Source organism: Pedobacter sp. (genome assembly GCF_039594775.1).
Taxonomy (GTDB): domain Bacteria; phylum Bacteroidota; class Bacteroidia; order Sphingobacteriales; family Sphingobacteriaceae; genus Pedobacter.
In genome coordinates, this window is record NZ_JBCNMT010000005.1 from 321,562 (window position 1) to 343,229 (window position 21,668).

Annotated in this window: 22 protein-coding genes; 13 read left to right on the top strand and 9 right to left on the bottom strand. The window is 38.3% G+C overall.

Features of this window, described 5'->3' with window-relative positions:
* The first annotated feature begins 41 nt into the window (after positions 1 to 41).
* From ABDV71_RS14380 to ABDV71_RS14400, 5 genes are read left to right on the top strand one after another with little or no spacing between them, the layout of a single operon-like run.
* Positions 42 to 1,352: a UDP-glucose/GDP-mannose dehydrogenase family protein gene (locus ABDV71_RS14380; RefSeq protein ID WP_343533725.1), complete on the top strand. Its 1,311-nt coding sequence runs from the start codon at positions 42 to 44 to the stop codon at positions 1,350 to 1,352.
* Complete coding sequence (locus ABDV71_RS14385) at positions 1,352 to 2,341, top strand: UDP-glucuronic acid decarboxylase family protein (protein WP_343533727.1); 990 nt, start codon at positions 1,352 to 1,354, stop codon at positions 2,339 to 2,341. The genes ABDV71_RS14380 and ABDV71_RS14385 overlap by 1 nt, the downstream gene beginning before the upstream one ends.
* An 8-nt stretch (positions 2,342 to 2,349) precedes the next feature.
* A complete protein-coding gene (gene galE, locus ABDV71_RS14390) occupies positions 2,350 to 3,366 on the top strand; it encodes a UDP-glucose 4-epimerase GalE (protein ID WP_343533729.1) in 1,017 nt (338 codons plus the stop codon).
* A 5-nt stretch (positions 3,367 to 3,371) separates the two neighbouring features.
* Positions 3,372 to 3,941: a hypothetical protein gene (locus ABDV71_RS14395; protein WP_343533731.1), complete on the top strand. Its 570-nt coding sequence runs from the start codon at positions 3,372 to 3,374 to the stop codon at positions 3,939 to 3,941.
* Positions 3,942 to 3,974: 33 nt separating this feature from the next.
* Positions 3,975 to 4,712: a CpsB/CapC family capsule biosynthesis tyrosine phosphatase gene (locus tag ABDV71_RS14400; protein WP_343533734.1), complete on the top strand. Its 738-nt coding sequence runs from the start codon at positions 3,975 to 3,977 to the stop codon at positions 4,710 to 4,712.
* A 146-nt stretch (positions 4,713 to 4,858) separates the two neighbouring features.
* On the opposite strand, the gene ABDV71_RS14405 is transcribed toward ABDV71_RS14400, so the two are convergent.
* Positions 4,859 to 6,091, bottom strand: a complete 1,233-nt coding sequence (locus ABDV71_RS14405) for an ABC transporter permease (protein ID WP_343533736.1) — start codon at positions 6,089 to 6,091, stop codon at positions 4,859 to 4,861.
* 155 nt (positions 6,092 to 6,246) lie between these two features.
* Positions 6,247 to 6,600, bottom strand: a complete 354-nt coding sequence (locus ABDV71_RS14410; protein ID WP_343533738.1) for an iron-sulfur cluster assembly accessory protein — start codon at positions 6,598 to 6,600, stop codon at positions 6,247 to 6,249.
* A gap of 93 nt (positions 6,601 to 6,693) precedes the next feature.
* Between ABDV71_RS14410 and ABDV71_RS14415 the strand changes: the two genes are divergently transcribed.
* From ABDV71_RS14415 to dnaA, 3 genes are all read left to right on the top strand, one after another.
* Positions 6,694 to 7,227: a hypothetical protein gene (locus tag ABDV71_RS14415; RefSeq protein WP_343533740.1), complete on the top strand. Its 534-nt coding sequence runs from the start codon at positions 6,694 to 6,696 to the stop codon at positions 7,225 to 7,227.
* Positions 7,228 to 7,339: 112 nt separating this feature from the next.
* Entirely contained in the window at positions 7,340 to 8,884 is a 1,545-nt protein-coding gene (locus ABDV71_RS14420; RefSeq protein WP_343533742.1) for a methylmalonyl-CoA mutase family protein, read from the top strand.
* A 194-nt stretch (positions 8,885 to 9,078) separates the two neighbouring features.
* A complete protein-coding gene (dnaA, locus tag ABDV71_RS14425) occupies positions 9,079 to 10,509 on the top strand; it encodes a chromosomal replication initiator protein DnaA (protein WP_113648507.1) in 1,431 nt (476 codons plus the stop codon).
* Between the two features lie 59 nt (positions 10,510 to 10,568).
* On the opposite strand, the gene ABDV71_RS14430 is transcribed toward dnaA, so the two are convergent.
* Together ABDV71_RS14430 and ABDV71_RS14435 are read right to left on the bottom strand one after the other, a co-directional pair.
* Positions 10,569 to 11,288 carry a LytTR family DNA-binding domain-containing protein gene (locus tag ABDV71_RS14430; RefSeq protein ID WP_343533745.1) on the bottom strand — a complete coding sequence of 240 codons (720 nt, stop codon included), beginning with the start codon at positions 11,286 to 11,288 and terminating at the stop codon, positions 10,569 to 10,571.
* A complete protein-coding gene (locus ABDV71_RS14435; protein WP_343533747.1) occupies positions 11,285 to 12,328 on the bottom strand; it encodes a histidine kinase in 1,044 nt (347 codons plus the stop codon). The genes ABDV71_RS14430 and ABDV71_RS14435 overlap by 4 nt, the downstream gene beginning before the upstream one ends.
* Positions 12,329 to 12,542: 214 nt before the next feature.
* Here ABDV71_RS14435 and ABDV71_RS14440 point away from each other — a divergent pair, with 214 nt between their 5' ends.
* Both ABDV71_RS14440 and ABDV71_RS14445 read left to right on the top strand, forming a co-directional pair.
* Positions 12,543 to 14,312, top strand: a complete 1,770-nt coding sequence (locus tag ABDV71_RS14440) for a S41 family peptidase (RefSeq protein ID WP_343533749.1) — start codon at positions 12,543 to 12,545, stop codon at positions 14,310 to 14,312.
* Positions 14,293 to 15,360 carry a S41 family peptidase gene (locus ABDV71_RS14445; RefSeq protein ID WP_343533751.1) on the top strand — a complete coding sequence of 356 codons (1,068 nt, stop codon included), beginning with the start codon at positions 14,293 to 14,295 and terminating at the stop codon, positions 15,358 to 15,360. The genes ABDV71_RS14440 and ABDV71_RS14445 overlap by 20 nt, the downstream gene beginning before the upstream one ends.
* Positions 15,361 to 15,382: 22 nt before the next feature.
* On the opposite strand, the gene ABDV71_RS14450 is transcribed toward ABDV71_RS14445, so the two are convergent.
* The 5 genes from ABDV71_RS14450 to ABDV71_RS14470 form a co-directional block, all read right to left on the bottom strand.
* Entirely contained in the window at positions 15,383 to 15,937 is a 555-nt protein-coding gene (locus tag ABDV71_RS14450) for an NUDIX hydrolase (RefSeq protein WP_343533752.1), read from the bottom strand.
* A gap of 120 nt (positions 15,938 to 16,057) precedes the next feature.
* Positions 16,058 to 16,444, bottom strand: coding sequence for a hypothetical protein (locus ABDV71_RS14455; RefSeq protein WP_343533754.1), 387 nt, complete (start codon positions 16,442 to 16,444; stop codon positions 16,058 to 16,060).
* Between the two features lie 97 nt (positions 16,445 to 16,541).
* Positions 16,542 to 17,321 carry a TPM domain-containing protein gene (locus ABDV71_RS14460; protein WP_343533756.1) on the bottom strand — a complete coding sequence of 260 codons (780 nt, stop codon included), beginning with the start codon at positions 17,319 to 17,321 and terminating at the stop codon, positions 16,542 to 16,544.
* 42 nt (positions 17,322 to 17,363) lie between these two features.
* Positions 17,364 to 17,801 (bottom strand): TPM domain-containing protein, encoded by a 438-nt coding sequence (locus ABDV71_RS14465; RefSeq protein ID WP_199131949.1) that lies wholly within the window; start codon positions 17,799 to 17,801, stop codon positions 17,364 to 17,366.
* 80 nt (positions 17,802 to 17,881) lie between these two features.
* Positions 17,882 to 18,463, bottom strand: coding sequence for a LemA family protein (locus ABDV71_RS14470; RefSeq protein ID WP_343533760.1), 582 nt, complete (start codon positions 18,461 to 18,463; stop codon positions 17,882 to 17,884).
* 182 nt (positions 18,464 to 18,645) lie between these two features.
* Between ABDV71_RS14470 and ABDV71_RS14475 the strand changes: the two genes are divergently transcribed.
* The 3 genes from ABDV71_RS14475 to ABDV71_RS14485 are packed head-to-tail and all read left to right on the top strand — an operon-like array spanning position 18,646 to position 21,551.
* Positions 18,646 to 20,193 carry an FAD-dependent protein gene (locus ABDV71_RS14475; protein ID WP_343533762.1) on the top strand — a complete coding sequence of 516 codons (1,548 nt, stop codon included), beginning with the start codon at positions 18,646 to 18,648 and terminating at the stop codon, positions 20,191 to 20,193.
* A 56-nt stretch (positions 20,194 to 20,249) separates the two neighbouring features.
* On the top strand, positions 20,250 to 20,609 hold the full coding sequence (locus ABDV71_RS14480) for a CoA-binding protein (RefSeq protein ID WP_343533764.1): 360 nt from the start codon (positions 20,250 to 20,252) through the stop codon (positions 20,607 to 20,609).
* Positions 20,610 to 20,615: 6 nt separating this feature from the next.
* On the top strand, positions 20,616 to 21,551 hold the full coding sequence (locus ABDV71_RS14485; RefSeq protein WP_343533766.1) for an exostosin family protein: 936 nt from the start codon (positions 20,616 to 20,618) through the stop codon (positions 21,549 to 21,551).
* The last annotated feature ends 117 nt before the right edge of the window (positions 21,552 to 21,668 follow it).

A 21,668-nucleotide genomic window follows, 5' to 3' on the forward strand; every position in this document is an offset into this window, starting at 1 on the left:
GCTCGAAGATAGATATTAATGTTAAAAACAATCCAAAATATATGAAGATAGCTGTAATCGGTACGGGTTACGTAGGTTTGGTAACAGGTACATGTTTGGCCGAAACGGGCAATAATGTCATTTGTGTAGATATTGTTGAAGAGAAGGTGAATAAGATGAAGGCAGGACAACTACCTATTTACGAACCAGGTTTAGATGTACTTTTCCATCGTAACATAGCGCAAAACAGATTGTCTTTTACAACCAATCTTGCAGAAGCCGTTAAAGAGGCTCAAATTATTTTTATGGCTTTACCTACTCCTCCAGGAGGTGATGGTGCCGCCGACCTTTCTTATATTTTGGGAGCAGCGAAGGATATTGCCAAGTTAATCACAGAATATAAGGTAATCGTAAACAAATCTACCGTGCCTGTTGGTACTGCAGATAAAGTAGCGGCTGTTTTTACAGCAAATACTAAGGTGGAAGTAGATGTGGTTTCTAACCCAGAGTTTTTACGTGAAGGTGTAGCGGTGGATGATTTTATGAAACCTGATCGTGTAGTCATTGGAACAACCAGTGAAAAAGCGAAAAAGCTAATGGGCGAACTATATGCGCCTTACGTACGTCAGGGGAACCCAATTTATTATATGGATGAACGTTCTTCTGAATTGACAAAATATGCGGCAAACTCGTTTTTGGCAACAAAAATCACTTTCATGAATGAGATTGCCAATTTATGTGAAATTGTAGGAGCTGATGTAGATATGGTTCGTAAGGGTATTGGTTCTGACGACAGGATCGGTAAAAGATTTTTATTCCCAGGAATTGGCTATGGAGGTAGTTGCTTCCCTAAAGATGTACAAGCTTTAGAGAAAGCGGCAGTTGAGCATCAATACGATTTTAAGATTTTAAAAGCCGTGATGGATGTGAACGAAAAGCAAAAGACCGTTTTAACCGAAAAGGTGCTGAAATATTTCAAAGGCGATATCAAAGGCAAAAAGTTTGCGCTTTGGGGCCTAGCTTTTAAACCAGAGACGGATGATATTCGTGAAGCACCAGCTTTGTACATCATCGACGATTTATTGGCCGCAGGAGCAGAAGTTACCGTATTTGACCCAGAAGCTATAGAAAATGTTAAAGCATTGGTGGGCGATAAGATCAGTTATGCTAAAGATCAATATGAGGCTTTAGAAGGTGCGAATGCCTTATTGATCGCTACAGAGTGGTCGGTATTCCGTAATCCAGATTTTGAAAAAATGGATGAAATCCTAAAAAGCAAAGTTGTTTTTGACGGGCGTAACCTGTTTGATTTGCAAAAAATGATAGACCTAGGTTATTATTACAACAGTATTGGTCGTAAAATTGTTAGCTAATGGAACGTAAAAGAGTATTGATTACTGGTGCTGCCGGATTTTTAGGGTCACACCTTTGTGATAGATTTATCAAAGAAAATTGCCATGTGATTGGGATGGATAACCTTATTACTGGAGATCTGCAAAATATTGAGCACTTGTTCAAGTTGGAGAATTTTGAGTTTTACAACCACGATGTTTCCAAGTTTGTTCACGTTCCGGGGAAATTAGATTATATCCTGCACTTCGCTTCGCCGGCAAGTCCTATTGATTATTTGAAGATTCCTATCCAAACTTTAAAAGTTGGCTCATTGGGAACGCATAATTTATTAGGCTTGGCTAGAGCAAAAGGTGCAAGAATGCTGATTGCTTCAACCTCTGAAGTATATGGCGACCCAAACGTAAACCCTCAGCCCGAAGAATACTGGGGTAATGTAAACCCAGTTGGTCCACGTGGCGTATATGATGAAGCCAAGCGTTTTCAGGAGGCTATAACTATGGCCTACCATACTTTTCATGGCGTAGAAACCCGCATTGTACGTATTTTTAATACTTACGGGCCTCGTATGCGACTGAATGACGGAAGGGTTTTGCCTGCATTTATTGGTCAGGCATTAAGAGGAGAAGACTTGACCGTTTTTGGGGATGGTAGTCAAACACGTTCTTTTTGCTATGTAGATGATTTGATCGAAGGGATATACCGTTTATTGCAATCTGACTATGCCAGTCCGGTAAACATTGGTAACCCCGATGAAATTACCATCAAGCAGTTTTGCGAAGAGATCATCAAGTTGACAGGTACCGATCAGAAAATTGTTTATAAGCCATTGCCTCAGGACGACCCGAAACAGCGTAGACCTGATATTACCAAGGCAAAGCAATTGCTGAATTGGGAGCCAAAAGTGAATAGGGCAGAAGGTTTAAAGATTACTTACGAGTATTTCAAATCACTATCAGCAGAAGCGCTGGCCAAAATAGAACATAAAGACTTTACTACTTACAATAAATAAGCAAACGCATGGCGAAAATATTGGTTACTGGAGGCATAGGTTACATTGGTTCACATACGGTAGTAGAATTGCATAATGCAGGCTACGAAGTGGTGATTGTGGATAACTTAGCCAATTCGAGTATCAAAATACTTGATCAATTACATCAGATCACAGGAAAGTATCACGAGTTTATCGAACTAGATTTACAAGATGCCGCTGCGGTGAACGGTTTTGCGGAACAGCACCCAGATGTAGCAGGAATCATCCATTTTGCAGCATATAAAGCAGTTGGCGAATCGGTACAAGAACCTTTGAAATACTACAAAAACAATTTCTACAGTTTAATCAATTTGTTAACTGCATACCCTACTGCCAACTTTGTTTTTTCATCTTCATGTACCGTATATGGCCAGCCAGATAGGCTGCCTGTAACCGAAGATAGCGAAGTGAAAAAGGCAGAATCGCCTTATGGCAACACTAAGCAGGTAGCGGAGGAAATTTTAAGGGAAACCGTTAAGGCAACACCAGGTCTTAATGTAGTTTCGTTACGTTATTTTAATCCAGTTGGTGCACATGCTACCGCTTTAATTGGTGAGTTGCCAAATGGAGTGCCTCAAAACCTAGTGCCTTTCATCACCCAGTCGGCCATTGGTAAAAGAGGCCCTATTCAGGTTTTTGGTGATGATTATAATACGCCAGATGGTTCTGCTATTCGTGACTATATCCACGTGGTAGATTTAGCAAAAGCACATGTTGCTGCCATAAAATTGCTGACCGATGGAAAGATTGACGGTTACGATGTATTTAACTTGGGTACAGGAAAAGGTTCATCGGTATTGGAAATCATTAATGCATTCGAGCAATCTACTGGCGAAAAGTTAAACTACCAGATTGCGCCTAGGAGAGAAGGTGATATCGAACAGATTTATGGTGATGTAAGCAAATCTAAAGCAATTTTAGGCTGGCAAACTGAGCTAGATTTGAACGAGATGATGCGCTCTGCTTGGGAATGGGAAAAATACCTTCGCGATAATCCATTTTAGATAAAATGAAACTTAGTGAGCACAAAGATTTGAAGAAAGAAATATTGGCCCTGCCCGTAAAAGAGAAAGACAAACTGCTTTTACGCTTGGTGGCTAAGGACAAAGTGCTTACTGAACATTTACATTTTTTATTGTTAGAAGATGAAAGCAACCTTAATGATAGGGTTGCTTTTATTAAAAATGAAGTCACTGAGGTATTGGAAGAACTAAACACCACTCCAAAAACTAGTGCAAAAGATACCTTGCTGTTACTTCGTAAGCTCGCTAAGCAAATCAATCATTTTTATAAGGTCACCAAAGCAGATTTCGAAGAGGTGGAATTGAAACTGTTGATGTTTAACCTGGCTCCTATGAGCTTTAGATATAAGGTTTACTCCTTGTCTAAAAATCATGAGCAGTTATTGGCCAATTACGTGGTGAAAGCCATCTTGATGTTATTGCGTAAGTTCGAAAAACTACATGAGGATCTGCAATTTGATCTAAAAGAAGAACTAAACGCTTTGCTTGCAAAGGTCTATGGTAGTTATATCTCGAAAACGGCACTTGATTTAGGCCTGCCTAAGCAGGTTGATTAATGACTTTAGCCACTTATTTTTTAATTTCACAAAGTGTTTGGTCTGTTTAAAAAGCGAATTAAATTACCCGAAGTCGACTTTTCTGCGATAGGGGCCGATATGCATTCGCATATCATTCCTGGTATTGATGATGGCGCACCTAATTTGGAGGCTTCATTAGCGATGGCCAGAAAATATGTGGCAATGGGCTTTAAAAAAGTCATTGCTACACCGCATGTCATGGCCGATTTTTACAGGAATACTCCCGATAGCATTCATAAGGGACTAGATATTTTGAAGCAAGGATTATTACAAAACCAGATTGATTTGGAGGTAGAAGCGGCAGCGGAATACTATTTGGATGAAACCTTTTTCAATAAATTGGCACGAAAGGAAGTTTTAGGCTTTGGGAATAATTACCTGCTATTCGAACTTTCATACATCAATCAGCCGCCCAATATAATCGATGTGCTGTTTAAAATTCAAGATGCGGGGTTTTATCCTGTTTTGGCACATCCAGAACGTTACCCCTACTATCATGGAAGTATTGAAAACTATCAGCAAATAAAAGATAGTGGTTGCTTTTTGCAATTAAATACCATTTCGCTAACAGGTTACTATGGTAAAGGTGTAAAAAAGGCGGCGGATAGCTTGGTTGATCAGCGTTGTATCTCATTTTTGGGTAGCGATATGCATCACTTAAGACATGCGAAAGCCTTAGAAGAAAGTCTAAACTTGTCAAGAGTGGAAGAGTTGCTAAAGCAAGGCCAGTTGAACAATCTGCTGTTATGATTTTGCCAAAAGCACTTGCTTTAAAAGGTAAACCTTATTAAAGTGGAAATACTTTTGCCTATCATGAAATGATAAAGGCAAAAGATTGTAGCGGAAAGAAGGGCTATCGTTGCGGAAGCACCTTTAAATTCGCTTTTCTAAAAAGATTACTCGTAACGTAAAGCTTCTACTGGATCAAGTTTCGATGCTTTTTTGGCAGGATAATAGCCGGAAACAACACCAACCAATACACATAAAGCTAGGCCAAGCCCTATGAAAAGCCAAGGAATAATGAAACCACCGCCCATTACCAGCGAAATAATATTACCTATGGCAATGCCCAGCAATATGCCCAGTACGCCGCCGAGTAAGCAAATTACTATGGCTTCGATAAGAAACTGCCTTCTGATCACAGCTGGATTTGCACCAATGGCTTTTCTGATTCCTATTTCTCGTGTACGTTCTGTAACAGATACCAGCATAATATTCATTAATGCGATGGATGCACCTAGCAGGGTAATGATACCAATGCTTACACCGCCATAGACTACTACTTGTAAGTTTTCTATTAGAGTTTGGGCAACCGCATCACTTTTCGTAATTTCAAAATTGTTGCCTTCGCCGATTTTTATTTTTCTGATACTTCTAAAGGTAGAAGTAGACTCGCCAATAACATTATCTATCAGATCGGCATTCGGAACCAGTACTGTAATGGTGTAAGATGGATTGGCATTGGCATTAATAACTTTGGCTTTAAATAGCGGTACATATACAGCCCTGTCTACATTAGCGCCCATGCCCGAACCTTTGCTGGCCAACACGCCAATTACCCGCAAACGGTTATTGCCCGCATTGATTACTTTATCCAAAGGGTCGCTATTTTTAAATAAGGTCTTGGCAATTTCTGAACCAATAACGCAAATATTAGGGCCGCTCAGCGATTCGGCACTATTGAAGTTTCTGCCTTGCCCAAGTTCCAAACCCTGTGCTGCTAGTCCATTTTCATCTATACCCCTAATGTTAATGTTGGGGTTGGTTTTTTCTTGTCCATATTTTACGGTAGCCCCATTACTGGCAAACACGCTAATAGATACGCTAGCAGGAGCATTTAATCTTTCCTTGAATTTTAGGGCGTCTTCATACCTGATAGGCTTATAGCTCTTAGGCCTTTGTCCTGGGCCTCCAATACGAATATTGGTGCCGCGGTTTCTAATGGTGAATGCATTGGCACCCATGCTGGAAAAAGCATCGGTCATTTTCTTCTCAATGGCATCAATGGTAGTTAATATGCCCACTAACGCCGATATGCCAATGGCAATAATAAGTGCGGTAAGAAAAGTACGCAAACGGTTACTCTTAATGGATTGCATCGCTAGTCGTACGTTTTCTTTATAATTCATTTTGGTATATTGGATAGTTAAGATATCAATTAATATGAAGACTCTGGTCTACAATATTACAACCTTTGGCTTATATCATTAACCTTTAGTAGTAAAAATAAAAAGTCCCGTTGTTAAGACAACGAGACCTTTTAAAATGTTACAATATTTTTTGCTTATACAGAGAAGCTTGTTCCACAACCACAAGTGCTGGCCGCATTTGGATTGTTAAAAGTGAAGCCTCTAGCATTTAGGCCATCTTGCCAATCTATTTGCATTCCTAAAAGATACATTTGGTGGGCTTTGTGCATAAATACTTTAATGCCTTCAATGAAGAACTCCTGGTCGCCTTCTTTCTTTTGGTCAAAACCTAAAATATAGTTCATGCCTGAGCAGCCTCCGCCCTCAACGCCAACTCTAAGCCCAAAATCATCAGCAATTTCTTGTTGGTCTTTTAGTTTTATCAGTTCTTTAACAGCGCCTTCGGTAAAGGTTACAGGTGCAAAGCTAGTTTCAACAGTGTTACTCATCTTATTTAAAATTATGACAAACAAATATAAATATTTATGTACATTTTTGCCTGTCGTTTTGGCTAATATTACGATGCATAAACAAAACTGAAAATGGATTTAGGTAAATTTCTTTTAAACTCAACAAGCCTAGCGGTAGGAGGTACATTTATAGTGGTAGTGGTCTATTATATGGTGAGAAACGATGTGATGAGGTATTTGAGTTCAAGAAATAGTAGTGTTGTGCCCGCGGATGATAAAAGTAATTTGCTGAATTTACGTTTGCAAGCACATGAGCGGATGATCATTTTTGTGGATCGTATTAATCCATCTAACCTGCTTTTGAGATTGTATCAGCAGGGCATTGAGGTTGGTGCTTTACAGGTGATGGCCATCAATGAGATCAAGACTGAGTTTCAGCATAACATTACACAGCAACTTTATATTGAAGCGGCTACTTGGAATGTCGTTCGCAAATTGAAAGATGATACGATTGCCATGGTAAATAATGCCGTGAAAAATTTGCCTGCTGAAGCATCGGGAAGAGAATTGAGCAAAAAGGTGCTTAATTACATGAGCGAGATAGAAGAGAATCCTTACGAATTGGCTATTGGCTTAATTAAACAGGATATACATAAATTATTTTGAGGTTAACTGTTTGAATTGGTTAACTGGATGATTGACAGTATGCTCGAACGATTAGCCGATTGGACAAATAAATAATTGACCAAATGCCCACTAACCAAATACCATTTAAACCATGGACAAAAAATATACTACCACATCCGGAATAGAAATAAAGAATGTATATACCACTGCGCCAAAAAATGAGGAACTGCCTGGGCAATTCCCTTTTACTAGAGGTATACAGAAAGACATGTATCGTGGTAGGTTATGGACCATGCGCCAATATGCTGGTTTTTCAACCGCCGAGGAATCTAATAAACGTTACCATTATTTATTGGCACAGGGAACCATGGGGCTATCGGTAGCTTTTGATTTGCCTACCCAAATTGGTTACGATTCTGATGATGAGATGGCAGAGGGTGAAGTAGGAAAGGTTGGGGTAGCCATTGACTCATTGAAAGACATAGAAATTCTGTTTGATGGCATAACGTTACAGCAGATCACTACTTCTATGACCATAAATGCCACGGCATCTATATTATTGGCGATGTACATTGCCCTGGCAAAAAAACAAGGTGCTGATTTGAAACAAATATCTGGAACGATACAGAATGATATATTAAAGGAGTACGCGGCTCGAGGGACCTATATTTATCCGCCTAAGCCATCCATGCGTATCATTACCGATATTTTTGAATATTGTAGTAAAGAATTGCCAAAGTGGAATACCATTTCCATTTCGGGATACCATATTCGTGAAGCTGGTTCTACTGCGGTGCAGGAATTGGCCTTTACTTTGGCTAATGGTAAGGCTTATTTAAATGCAGCATTGCAGAAAGGATTAGACATTAATGTTTTTGCTAAGCGATTGTCGTTCTTCTTCAATTGCCATAATAATTTCTTTGAAGAGATTGCGAAGTTCCGAGCTGCGAGGCGCATGTGGGCAAATATCACCAAAAACTTGGGGGCTACAGACGAAAAGGCTATGATGCTCCGTTTTCATACGCAGACCGGAGGTTCAACGCTCACTGCACAGCAACCATTGAATAATGTAATCAGGGTTTCAAACCAGGCTTTGGCGGCAGTATTAGGTGGTACACAGTCGTTACATACCAATGGTTACGATGAAGCTTTGTCGTTGCCTACAGAGGCTGCGGCTAAAATTGCTTTACGTACACAACAGGTTATAGCCTTTGAAAGTGGTGTAACCGATACGGTGGATCCTTTGGCGGGTTCCTATTTTATAGAAACGTTAACTGATGAGATAGAAGCGGCGGCTACCATATATATAGATAAGATCGATGTAATGGGCGGTTCGGTAAATGCTATTGAGAATGGCTATATCCAACAGGAAATTGCCAATGCTTCTTATGAATATCAAAAAGAAGTGGAAAATGGAGAGCGGATCATTGTTGGGGTAAACAAATTTACTCAAAAGGAGGAGAGTTTTGACGAGGTGTTTAATATCGACGAATCCATCAGAACGATACAGATAGAGAAATTGAAAAAACTAAAAGCCGAAAGAAATAATGAGGCTGTGGCAAATGCGCTTTTGAATCTGAAAAATGCTGCTGATGGGAATGAAAATTTGATGCCTTTTATTTTGCTTGCTGTAGAAGAATATGCTACCTTAGGAGAAATAGCGAATTGCCTTAGGGAAGTGTTTGGAGAATACTAAAAAAGGTGTGTAAAAATAGTTATTAACATTAATGATTGAGCTGGACCTGTATATGCTATTGCAGTTTAAGTAGTTACGAAATAATTCAAAAAAATGTTCGGAATGTTGATAATTTTTTCAATATTCGAAGTCTCGAAAGTGCGCATTCAAAACGCACTTATTAGGACTGAAAACCAATAAATTATAGAAACGATATGGAAAAAACTTGTACAGAAGTGTGGAATAGCTGTCTCCAAATTATAAAGGATAATATCCCGAATCAAAGTTTCAAAACTTGGTTCGAACCGATATCAGCCCTTAAATTAGAAGGCAAGGTATTAACCATACAAGTACCTAGTTTATTTTTCTACGAATGGCTTGAGGAACATTATGTTGGTTTGCTCAGAAAAACGGTAAAAAAGCAGTTGGGAGATGAGGGTAGATTGGAGTATAACATCGTGGTTGACAAATCGTCGAACACAGGATCTCCGTACACGACTAACATGCCGTCAAATGGTAATGGCGCAGAGGCAAAAACACAGTCAATGCCTATTCCTGTATCTATCAATAAGGACATTAAAAATCCGTTCATTATCCCTGGATTAAAAAAGCTGAACGTAGACCCTCAGCTAAATCCTAATTATACTTTTGATAATTACATTGAAGGAGATTGCAACCGTCTTGCCCGCTCGGCAGGTTATGCGGTGGCTGCAAAACCAGGAGGTACTTCCTTTAATCCTTTGATGATTTATGGCGGCGTAGGTTTAGGCAAAACCCACTTGGCCCAAGCTATTGGTAATGAAATTAAACGTAGTGTGCCAGATAAACTGGTAATTTATGTTTCTTGTGAGAAATTCTGCCAGCAATTTGTTGACTCTCTAAAAAATAATACCATCAATGACTTTGTGAACTTTTACCAAGCCATGGATGTGATTATCATGGATGACGTACACAACTTTGCAGGTAAAGAAAAAACGCAAGATATTTTCTTTCATATCTTCAACCACTTACATCAATCAGGAAAACAGATCATTTTAACTTCTGATAAAGCTCCTAAAGATTTAGCTGGTTTAGAGGAAAGATTGTTGAGCCGTTTTAAATGGGGACTATCTGCAGATTTGCAAGTGCCAGATTTGGAAACCCGTGTGGCCATCCTTAAAAAGAAAATGTATGCAGACGGTATCGAACTTCCAGGAGAGGTCATTGAATACGTGGCACACAACATCGACAATAACGTACGTGAGCTAGAAGGAGCGATGGTTTCGTTATTGGCACAATCTACTTTGAATAAGAAAGACATCGATTTAGCGTTAGCTAAACAGATGTTGAAGAACTTTATCAAAAATACCTCGAAAGAAATTTCGATGGAGTATATACAGAAATTGGTTTGTGAGTATTTTGAAGTGCCAGTGGAAATGGTGAAATCGCAAACACGTAAACGTGAAATTGTACAGGCCCGTCAAATATCCATGTACCTGTCTAAAAGCCATACTAAATCCTCTTTAAAAACCATTGGCGCTTTCTTTGGCGGAAGAGATCACTCGACCGTAATTTACGCTTGCCAAACCGTTGAAGATTTGATTGAAACAGACAAGAAATTTAAAGCTTATGTGAACGATATTCAGAAGAAACTGAAAATGAGCTAAGCCTTAAGATATACATGGAAAATCCCCGTTTCGCAATTGCAGGACGGGGATTTTTTATTTTAATGATTAGCCGCTATCAATTGGTAAAAGCCATCTCTATAAACATCGCCAAGTGGAATAACCGCATCGGCAATATAAATCCTACTTCTTTCAATGCTGTTTATTTTATTGAGGGCAACCATATAAGATTTGTGAACCCTGGCAAATTGCTTTTTGGGAAGTTGCTCCTCCATTTTTTTAATGTTCTGTAAGGAAATGATTTTCTCTGTTTTGGTATAAATGGCCACATAGTTCTGCATGCCCTCTATGTATAAAATATCATCAGTATTGACCTTAACCAGTTTGTATTCCGTTTTTACGAAAATGTAGTCAACAGTAGGAGTGGTCTCGATAACTTGAGTTACAACTTGAGGTTCATTTTTGGCATTAAAGTAATGCTGTGATTTTTGTACTGCTTTGTAAAATCGTTCGAAAGAGATGGGCTTTAGTAAATAGTCGATAGCGTCATTCTCAAAACCATCTAATGCATATTCGGTATAAGCAGTGGTTAAAACAATTTTACATTTGCCCTGTACAATCTTCATGAACTGTACACCATTCAGTTGTGGCATTTGTATATCCAGAAAAACAAGGTCGACCTCATTTTTCATAATATATTCTAATGCTTCCAAAGGATTGGTACTAGAGAAAACTAAATTCAGATCGGGCACTTTACTGATGTAATCATTTAAGATATCAATAGCAAGGGGTTTGTCATCTACAACTATGCAACGAATCATGTCCAGTTTAATTTTAAGGTTACTGTAAAAGTATCATTCTCATCTATAATTTGAAGCTGATATTTTTCTGGATAAATTAAAGTAAGTCTTCTTTGAACATTTGTTAAGCCAATGCCGCCAGTTTGGTCTTTTTGGTCATGGTTTTTCTTGTTCGATACCCGAAAATCCAAATGATCTGTAGTAATAAACATCATAATTTGTATTGGATTTTCAGGGTCATTAATCACGCCATGTTTAAAGGCATTTTCAACAAAGTTGATCAATATTAAAGGTGCAATTTGTTGTTGATCTACCGTGCCTTTAATTTCCAAATGGATAAAGGCATTTCCCTTTTGTCCAATTTCAAACAATTCGATAACATTTTTAAGATACTCGATTTCTTTTCCAACCCAGGCAAATTTATCATTGCTCTCCTTTAACATGTATCTTAGCAAAGCTGAAAGTTTAAGAACCGCTTCAGGGGCTTCCTCAGCTTGTTGATAGGTGAGTGCATAAATATCGTTCAAGGTGTTGAACAGAAAATGTGGATTGATCTGTGATTTTAAATAAGCCAATTCTGTAATGGCTTGTTCTTTTTCTAATGCTTCTTGTTTCTGTTGCGTTTCAAAAAATGCGTTGGCATAGCTAATGGCCAAGCTAAAAAATACGTACACATAATTCTCGAAAATTAAGGTCTGAAAAGAGAGCCAAAAATTGAGTTTATCAAGATATGCATAGGAGTACCAGCCAAATTTTTGAGGTAAGATAATGGCATATACATAATGATGTATGGGAGCAAGAATTAAGAAGAGCAAAAAAACGGAAACAATATATAAAAATATTCTTTTGGCTTTAACCAGTTTCGGGACCAGTAACAGAAAATTGGTGTAAAATATACAGAGCGGAAAAATTAAGGTAATTAGCTTTACGGTTAAAACACTGACCACATTCGTAAAAGTAAGCTCGTCGATATTATACGTTTGGAAACCGAAGAGTAATTCTTTAAGCCAAAGAATTAGCCAATAGCCAATGTGGAAATAAGCAAAATGTGATTTCTTCATGAACAAGTTTTGCTAAAAATAGCATAATCAATGCTCAAGTAGATTAACTAATGTACCAACAGTCAATATTTGTACATCAAAAAGGTTGAAATAAGGTTGAGTTGGATTTTATTCGGGTTGGAGCTTTCGTCAATGGAAAATACAGGTTGGTCAATTTCTTTAGTGCAAATTTATTTTGATGCTACAGTTTTGAAGAAAATAGAGAAATAGATTTATGAAAAAGATTACCTATACCTTATTACTATGCTTCGTTTGTTTAACAGTACGCTCCCAAAACATTAATGAAACCGATAAGCTTTTGCTTTTTATCAAAACTTGGAATTTTCTGAAATACAATCATCAGAAAATTACTTCAGGAAAAATGGATGCCGATTCCTTTTTCTTAGCCAAGTATGGGCAATTGCGAGACGTCACAACACGTAAAGAACTTAACCATATGCTTATTCAGACCATCCAGTCGCTTGGTAGTGTGAATCCTAATCCCGAAATGCTGCAAGTTTCGATGAAAAACGTCGTAAAAGTTAATCCACTACATCGCTGGTATGTGCGAAGCAAAGACTTGAGTGATTCTCTCAAAAATCTATTGCTTGAGGTTTATAATCGTAGAGATATTAGCAGCAACTACTACGTGCCCAAGCTTAATTACAACACAGAAATTCCAAATGAAAAAAAGTATGCTTTTGAGGCATCTGTGAATTTGCCAGAACCCATGCGGTTTTTGGCATTAGCAAAATTGCAGGGAGTAATTGATTATTTAGATCCACATCATAATTTGATGAAAGAAAACTGGGGCGTAGTAATGAAAAGAAATATTCCGCTATTTAAAAATTGTAGTTCCAGAATGGAATACGAAGTTTTGATCTTGAAAATTGTAGCAAACTTAAACGATTCGCATTCCTATAATCGGTTTTATGCAGACTTAAAATTTAAGAGCCAAATTTTTAAGAATACGTTTTATCCGCCTTTTGATTATCGAATTATGGACAAACATATTCTGGTAACAGGAATCATTTTGCCTGAAGTTTGCAAGGAGGCGGGAATCAATATTGGAGATTGGATTACAGAAATTAATGGACAAACTATTGCTGCAAGGATTGATACATTGAGTGGATTGCTATCTACGTCAAACAGGAGTACCTTAATTTCAAATTTGAATAACTATAGCACCAATTTTATTTGGCGTTCAGACACCATTGATGTGAGTTTAAAAATCACAGGCGATAAAGGACCTAGTACTGTAGCGGTAAAATTTGTAGGCCTAAGCGATAAGCCCTCACTTGAAAATATCAATTTTTTTTTCCAAAATAAAGCGAAAACATCAGACAATATGAAAGGGTTTATGCTATTGAATAATGACATTGCTTATTTCAACATTGATAAAATTATTCAATTGATAGAGAATGTTTCAGAGGATAAAATAGATTGTCACATAGATTCGATCTTAAATTTGGCAGCTCAACAAAGGGCTATCATTTTTGATATGAGAGGCTATCCACAATGGCCTGGATTTATGTATACCTATTTATACAAGAAATTCGGCTCATTAGACCATCGCTTTGCTAAATATGTTAAAGCTAATTTAAACAACATAGGTACTTACAATTGGCTCAATTCCCCTGAAGTTTATAACAATGTTAATGTTGTGCCAGAGCATGTAGTTTATAAAGGTAAAGTAGCCATCATTGTAAATGCCAGGACACGTAGTATGTCGGAATGGAATACCATGAGCCTGCAATCGATGTTTCCTCAAGCCATCACCATTGGCGAACAAACTTCAGGGGGCGATGGCGACGAAAAGCACTTCAATATTCCAGGTAATTATAATATACACTTTACAGGCAATGCAATCTATTACAATGACGGGACTTCAGCCCAAGGGATAGGTGTGAAAATTGATAGGAAGATAAAATTCACCAAAGCCGATATTCTTGAAGGAAAAGACACCTTTCTAGCATATGCTATTGATGAAGTGGGAAAACCGTAAGCAGGAGATGCAGAAGATGAATAAAAATATTTTAGTCGTGCTTTTCTTGCTCGTATTTGCAGGGGCTAATGCACAAGAGAACTTGGTTAAGCTGCAAAAAAGCAAAACAGATAGCATTAAGCTTTATCTAAAAGAAGCATTGGATTTGATGAGAAAGAGGTCGGTGAACAGTAGCAAGTTAAAGTGGGAAGAAATTTATAAAAACGCTAACGAAGCTGCCGAAAATGCGAAGACAATAGCAGATACCTATCCAATCATCAAAAATACCTTGCTTAAATTGGGAGATAGTCATTCTAAATTCTTTTCACCTAAACAGGTTGAAGCTTACTTGTTGGGCTATAGAAAAACAGGACAACAATTCCCTGTAATGAAGTCGGCAATTTTAGAAGGTGGGTATGCTTATGTCCAACTGCCTTCCTTTGCTAGCTTTAACTTTACAGAGTGGGACGAATATGTAAAAACCTTTTGGCATAAAATTGCAGAGTTGGAATCAAAACATCCAAAAGGATGGATGATTGATCTTCGCGACAATGAAGGCGGGATGTTTGCGCCGATGTACGCTTCTATTTCGCCATTCTTAAACCAAAGCAACGTGATAGGATGTAAAGACGGATTTGGAAAGTATATTTTTATGAATTTTAAAAATGGGAAATTCTACGAAAACAACTTGGCCAGGTATCAATTTAAATTAGGTGGTCAAAAAGTCAAAATAGGAAGAATGCCAATAGTGATACTCATTAACCAAGGAACAGGAAGTAGTGGGGAATTTGCAGCGATATCCTTCGTTGGACAGAAAAATATTTCTTTTGTTGGAACAAAAACTACTGGATTGACTTCTGCTAATCAGGAACATAAATTAGCAGACGGTGCATTTTTAGTGCTTACCGAAGGGAATACCGTTGATAGAAATAAGAAAGAATATGCTGAAGTAGGAAAAGGATTACAACCTGATTATCCAATTGATAATATGGGATTGCTTAAAAGTAGTGATGATGCCTATTTAAAAAAGGCAATTGAAGTCATCAACAAAAAATTAAGCACTCCTTAATGAGATAGGGAGTGCTTGATCGTTAAAGATATTGTTCTTGTAAAGCTGCCAATCCATAAAATAAGGCGGCAGTATGTAAAGATTGATCAATCTTGTTATCTTTTAGTAATTGTTTCACCTCATCAATACTGTAGAGTTCTACATTTAAAATTTCATGTTCATCTAAATGCTGGTCGTGGGTTTTTATGCCGCCTTTTAGCAAATAGGTAAAGGTCTTGTTGGTTGAGGTTGCTGGGTTAGGGTATAAGGTTGCAATCAATTCGCAACTGTCAAAACTATAACCTGTTTCCTCTAGCAATTCCCTTTTAATGGCTACTTCTGGTGCTTCGCCATCATCAATTACGCCCCCGGGTATTTCTAATGAAATGATGTCTGCAGCAAAACGGTACTGACGTACCAAAATCATTTGGTTATCTTGTGTAAGTGCTACCGCGTTTACCCAATTTGGATACTCCAAAACGTAGTAGTCGTCTTTAATGGTCCCATTCTGAAGTTCGCAGGTATCCACCCTAAGTGTAGCCCATTTTTCCCTTACTAAATATCTAGAGGCAAGTTTTTGCCATTTTTTTATTTCCATGAATATAATTCAAAAGTTAAAAGTAAAAATTAAAAATAGCTTGAGTAAGCTTTAAGTTTAACGTATCGGACTTGATAAATAGGTTGGGTGTTTTGAATTTTTATTTTTGAATTTTACCTTTTATAGGTACTGCTGTATGATTTCTTGTCTGTGAAAATTAACCAAATGAACAATCTTATGCTTTTCGGCCAAAACTTTATAAATAAGGTTCAATCTAGGAGCGATTAAAGCATTACGTTGGGGGCTAATGCCCAGCTCATAGTAAAGAAATTCACTAAGGGAATCCAGTTTTTCGGCAGGAAGATCCGTTTCGTTCAGCCAATTTTCAAATGCAGTAGTATCGCTATCTTCTAAAATAGCAGGAGATAGCTTAAATGAATTTTCTATCGTTTCGTTAAAAAGTTCATTCGCCTTTGCCAAATCTCCCTCTAATTTCAATCCCATAATTCTGGCCAAAACTTGAGCAAGCCTTTCTATCTCTGCGGTAATTAAATCTTTTCTGTACATTTTTAGTTTAAATGTTTGAAAGTTGTAATGTTTTAAAGTTGTAGAAATTCCAATACTAACCACTAACCACTAACCACTAACCACTAACCACTAACCACTACCAACTTCCGCTACTTCCACCACCGCCGAAGCTTCCACCACCAAATCCTCCGAAGCCACCACCGCCCCCGCTTCCGCCGCCAAAACCACCACCAAAACCACCACCAGAATTACCACGGCCACTGCCAAACAACAAGCCCCAGAAAAGTGCTTCAGAAACACCACGGCCACCAATCACTTGACCGCCTCCGCCGCCTCCGCCTCGTTTGAGGAGAAGGATAATGACAACAATAATGATCAGCACAATTAAACCAGAACCTGCGCCGCCAACACCCTTCTTGCCTCTCGGTTTGTCGTTTTTATATTCCCCTTTAATCAGTGAAATGATTGAATTTGTTCCGGCTTCAATCCCTTGGGCATAATTTCCTTCTTTAAAAAAAGGCTTGATATCGTTTTCTATAATCCTTTTGGTATAGATATCAGGTAATGCGCCCTCTAAACCATAACCAGTTTGGATGGATATTTTGCGATCGCCAAGAGCGATCAATAACACCACGCCATTATTTTTTTCTTTTCCGCCCACGCCCCACGCCCTACCAAGTCGGTAAGCATATTCATTAATGTCATAATCTCCAACAGATTTGAGGATAACCACGGCGATTTGGTTGGACGTCGAATCGTCAAATGCCACAAGCTTTCTTTCCAAACTGGCAATATCGCCAGGAGATAGGGTGTTGGTATAATCGTTAACCAGGGTACTAGGCTTTTTCGGAAATTCCTGAGAAAAACCAAATACAGACGATAATAGCAGGGTTATTAAAAGAAATATTCTTTTCATCTTAGTTACATATAGGTGATGATTAAATCAGTTCGAAATGTCCTAAGGTTTTTGATCAATGAAGACAATCTCGTTAGGTAGTTCGTTCACATCATCATTTTTATGGGGGAAAAATGTAGATAGTTTTTCGCCAGCAAGTGCAATTCCAGCAATAATGCCATCACAAAGATTGTTTGACATAAAATGAGCTTTCATTGCTGTTTTGGTGGTTTCCCAAAAATCGGGAGGAACTAAGTTATTAATTCCCTTATCGCCAATAATGGCAAATTTATGATCTTCGGTTGCAAGGTAAATCAGCACACCGTTATGCTGCGAAGTTTGATCCATCCCCAATTCGTGGAAATAAACAGTGGCTCTTTCATAAGCATCACCCTTGCAATGTTTCTCAACGGCAATTCTGATCTCGCCAGAAGTAGCTTTTTCAGCTTCGGTAATGGCATTGGCAATTAGCTCTTGTTCTTTGGTAGTGAAAATAGACATCTGATTAAATAAAAATTAAGGGTAATGCATGCTTAAACAGTGTAAGATATACATTACCCCATAAAAAGGTTATTTTATAACTAAAATTCTACTTTTGGAGCATTCTGTGCACCAGCATCAGCTTTGAAAGCTGCTTTTTGTGAGAAGCCAAATAATCCAGCAGTAAGATTGTTTGGGAAAGATCTTACTTTAGTGTTATAAGTTTGTACAGAGTTATTATAATCAGTACGAGCTACGGTAATTCTGTTTTCAGTTCCTTCCAGTTGAGCAGACAAATCTCTAAATTGATCAGTTGCTTTCAATTGAGGATAGTTTTCTGTCAATACCATCAAACGGCCTAAAGCCTGTGTAATCTGACCTTGAGCCTGTTGGTATTTCTGCATATTCTCTTCTGTAAGTTTATCAGGATCTACTGTAATTTGGCTGGCTTTGCTACGCGCTTCAATTACCGCAGTTAATGTAGACTCCTCAAATTTTGCAGCGCCTTTAACGGTATTTACCAAATTAGGAATCAAGTCTGCCCTGCGTTGATATTGAGCTTCCACAGCCCCCCATTTTGTTTTAACATCCTCATCTAGTTTTACTAGGCTGTTATATCCACAACCGCTAAACAAAGCCACTATTGCCACAATCGCAACAATTCCAATGATAACTTTTTTCATGTTATTTTTCTTTTTAGGTTTTTATTTAAAGCTTAGATATCAATATTCATTCCTTGTTACCAAAACAAACAAAAAACTGACAACTTGCCATATTTAACAACAAGATAAGCATAAAAACAATCTTACCATCAAGCTAATTTGCTAATTTTGCAGGGTTCGAGATAAAAACTCGACTCACCATTATGCAAAAAGATATTGAAATAACCCTTCCTCCCCATGAAGTTGCCGATGAAAAAGCAATTTTAGAAACGCTTTCAAAAAACTTGAAAGTGGGTCGCGATCAAATCAAAGACTTTAAAATCCTTAAAAGATCTATTGATGCCCGTTCTAGAAAAGTGGTTTATCGCATGCAGGTAAGAGTCTTCATCAATGAAGATTACATCCCAGAAGAAATTTCTTTTAAATACCCTAAAATAGCCGATGATAAAAAGGTCATCATTGTTGGGGCGGGGCCAGCCGGTTTGTTTGCTGCTTTGCAATGCATAGAGAATGGCTTGAAGCCAATTGTGGTAGAAAGGGGGAAGGATGTAAAGCAACGCCGTAGGGATTTGGCAGCAATCAATAAGCAGGGTGTTGTAAATACCGAATCTAATTATTGCTATGGCGAAGGTGGAGCGGGAACCTACTCAGATGGGAAGTTATATACCAGATCTAATAAACGTGGTGATATTAATAAGGTACTGCAAATTTTTGTACAGCATGGTGCCGATGAAGACATTATGATTGATGCACGACCGCATATTGGCACGAATAAATTACCCCATATTATTACTGCCATTAGGGAAACCATTTTGGAGGCAGGCGGAGAAGTGCTCTTCGATTCGAAACTTACCGACCTGATCATTAAAGATGGCACAGTGCAGGGAATCATCGTTAACCACGAACAAGAAATAGCTGCTAATTCCGTTATCTTGGCCACTGGACACTCGGCAAGAGATATTTATGAACTGTTAAATAGCAAGAATATCTTGATCGAAGCCAAACCCTTTGCTTTGGGAGTTAGGATAGAGCATCCACAGAATGTGATCGATCAAGCGCAATATCACTGCGACGTGAGGAGTGAGTACTTGCCCCCAGCCTATTATAGTTTGGTAGAGCAAGTGAAAAACCGTGGTGTATTTTCATTTTGTATGTGCCCCGGAGGTATTATAGCACCTTGCGCTACTGGTTTGGATGAAATTGTGGTCAATGGTTGGTCGCCCTCAAAGCGAAATAATCCATATGCCAATTCAGGAACAGTGGTTCAGGTTACCTTAGAAGACGTTCAAGGTTATGACCCTTTGAGGATGCTTAACTTTCAGTCGGAGATTGAGCAACTGGCATTTGAAGCCGGTGGAGGAAACTTGGTAGCACCTGCACAACGGATGATAGATTTCGTGGAAAATAAATTGTCTATCGATCTGCCGAAAAACTCGTACCTGCCAGGAACAAAGAGCGTAATGCTTGATAATATCTTGCCTGAATTTGTTTCATCGAGCTTGCGTTCAGCGCTGCCATTATTCGGCAGAAAGATGAAAGGTTATTATACCAACGAAGCAATTTTGGTGGGTGTCGAAAGTCGAACATCCTCTCCAGTTCGTATACCACGAGATAAGGAGACATTTCAGCATCCACAAATCAAAGGACTTTATCCTTGTGCTGAAGGTGCTGGCTATGCTGGAGGGATTGTTTCTGCAGCCATTGATGGGGTAAATTGTGCCAACGCCATTTTAAATCAGCATAAACATTAACTCCACAAAACCGTTTTATCTTTGCAATATTAAAATCTGCGTAAGCAATTAAAGAAATGAAAAAGACATTAATTATAGGAGCAAGCACTGACCCAGATAGATATGCCTACAAAGCAGCTCATATGTTAACCAGCAGAGGCCATCAAATTGTTAATATTGGAATAAAGAAGGGCGAAGTAGCTGGGGTAGCGATAGAAAAACCAGATACCATCTATCATGATATAGATACCATTACCTTATATATAGGGCCAGCAACCCAACCACTATATGTTGATTATATTGTTGCCACAAAACCGAAAAGAGTAATTTTTAATCCAGGCACTGAAAATGAGGCGTTGGAAGAATTGCTCGATAAGCATCAAATAGCATATACAGAAGCTTGTACCTTGGTACTGTTAAGTACGGGGCAATACTAACGCAAAGTGGAAATCATCGCACCTCTTAAAATATACCACGCCGAACCATTAGACGGTACACTCTTTTTTGTTGCTCAAAGTAGCGCCTATCAGCCCGCATCCTTAGAAGATTGTGAATTGGTGTTATATCATGACCTCTATAAAGATGCCAAGCAGATTGGGAAGTTTCTTAAACAGATCTCAGAAAAATACAAGCCGCTAGGAAAAAAGGTACTCATCTTTATCATGCTCGATGATGAGAGTGATTACGGACATTTCGATAATTTGATTTTGCTGCGGGTAAGTGCAAGAGCAAGCAAATTGAGGAATCACGAAATCATTCTGCCTTATCTATGGGAAGGGAGGGAAGCACCCTATCCCTTATCTCCAAAAAGTGAGTTGCCTATCATTGGTTTTTGTGGATTGCTTTCAAAACATCGTAAAAAACTGGTCAATGCATTCCTGAAAAGCAAACAGGTTACTAGTGATTTTTTAGTTAGGGAGAAGTTTTGGGGAGGAAAGCCGCATGATAAATCTTTGATCAACGAGTTTTTCAATAATATAGAAAATACCCAATTTACTTTATCTAATAGAGGTGCAGGTAATTTTTCGATGCGATTTTATCAAGTACTTTCCTGTGGAAGGATACCCGTGCTGGTAAATACAAATATGTTATTGCCTTTTTCAGATAAGATTGCTTGGAATGAAATTCTGGTTTTTGAAGATGATACGGAAACATGTTTGCGGCGCACAGTACAAATACATGAACAAGGCCTAACGCAAGAACTACAATTAAAGTGTAGGCAAGTTTATGACGACTTTCTGTCGCCAACCGTATATTTTTCACAATTGATTGCAGAAATCAAGCAGAAATCACTGCTGCAGATACATCAAGGGCAAAAAAACAAGACCTCTTTTAGTGGCCTGGCCAATCATTTATACAAGAAGCTATTTAAAGCCTAACTGGTTTTATTTCTTAGCGGCTTCATCATTTCAAAATTTCTTCTTTATACATTTATATATAGTATCTATTGGGGATGTTCTAAACCCAGATGCTGATGAGAAGAGCGCTTGCCTTTA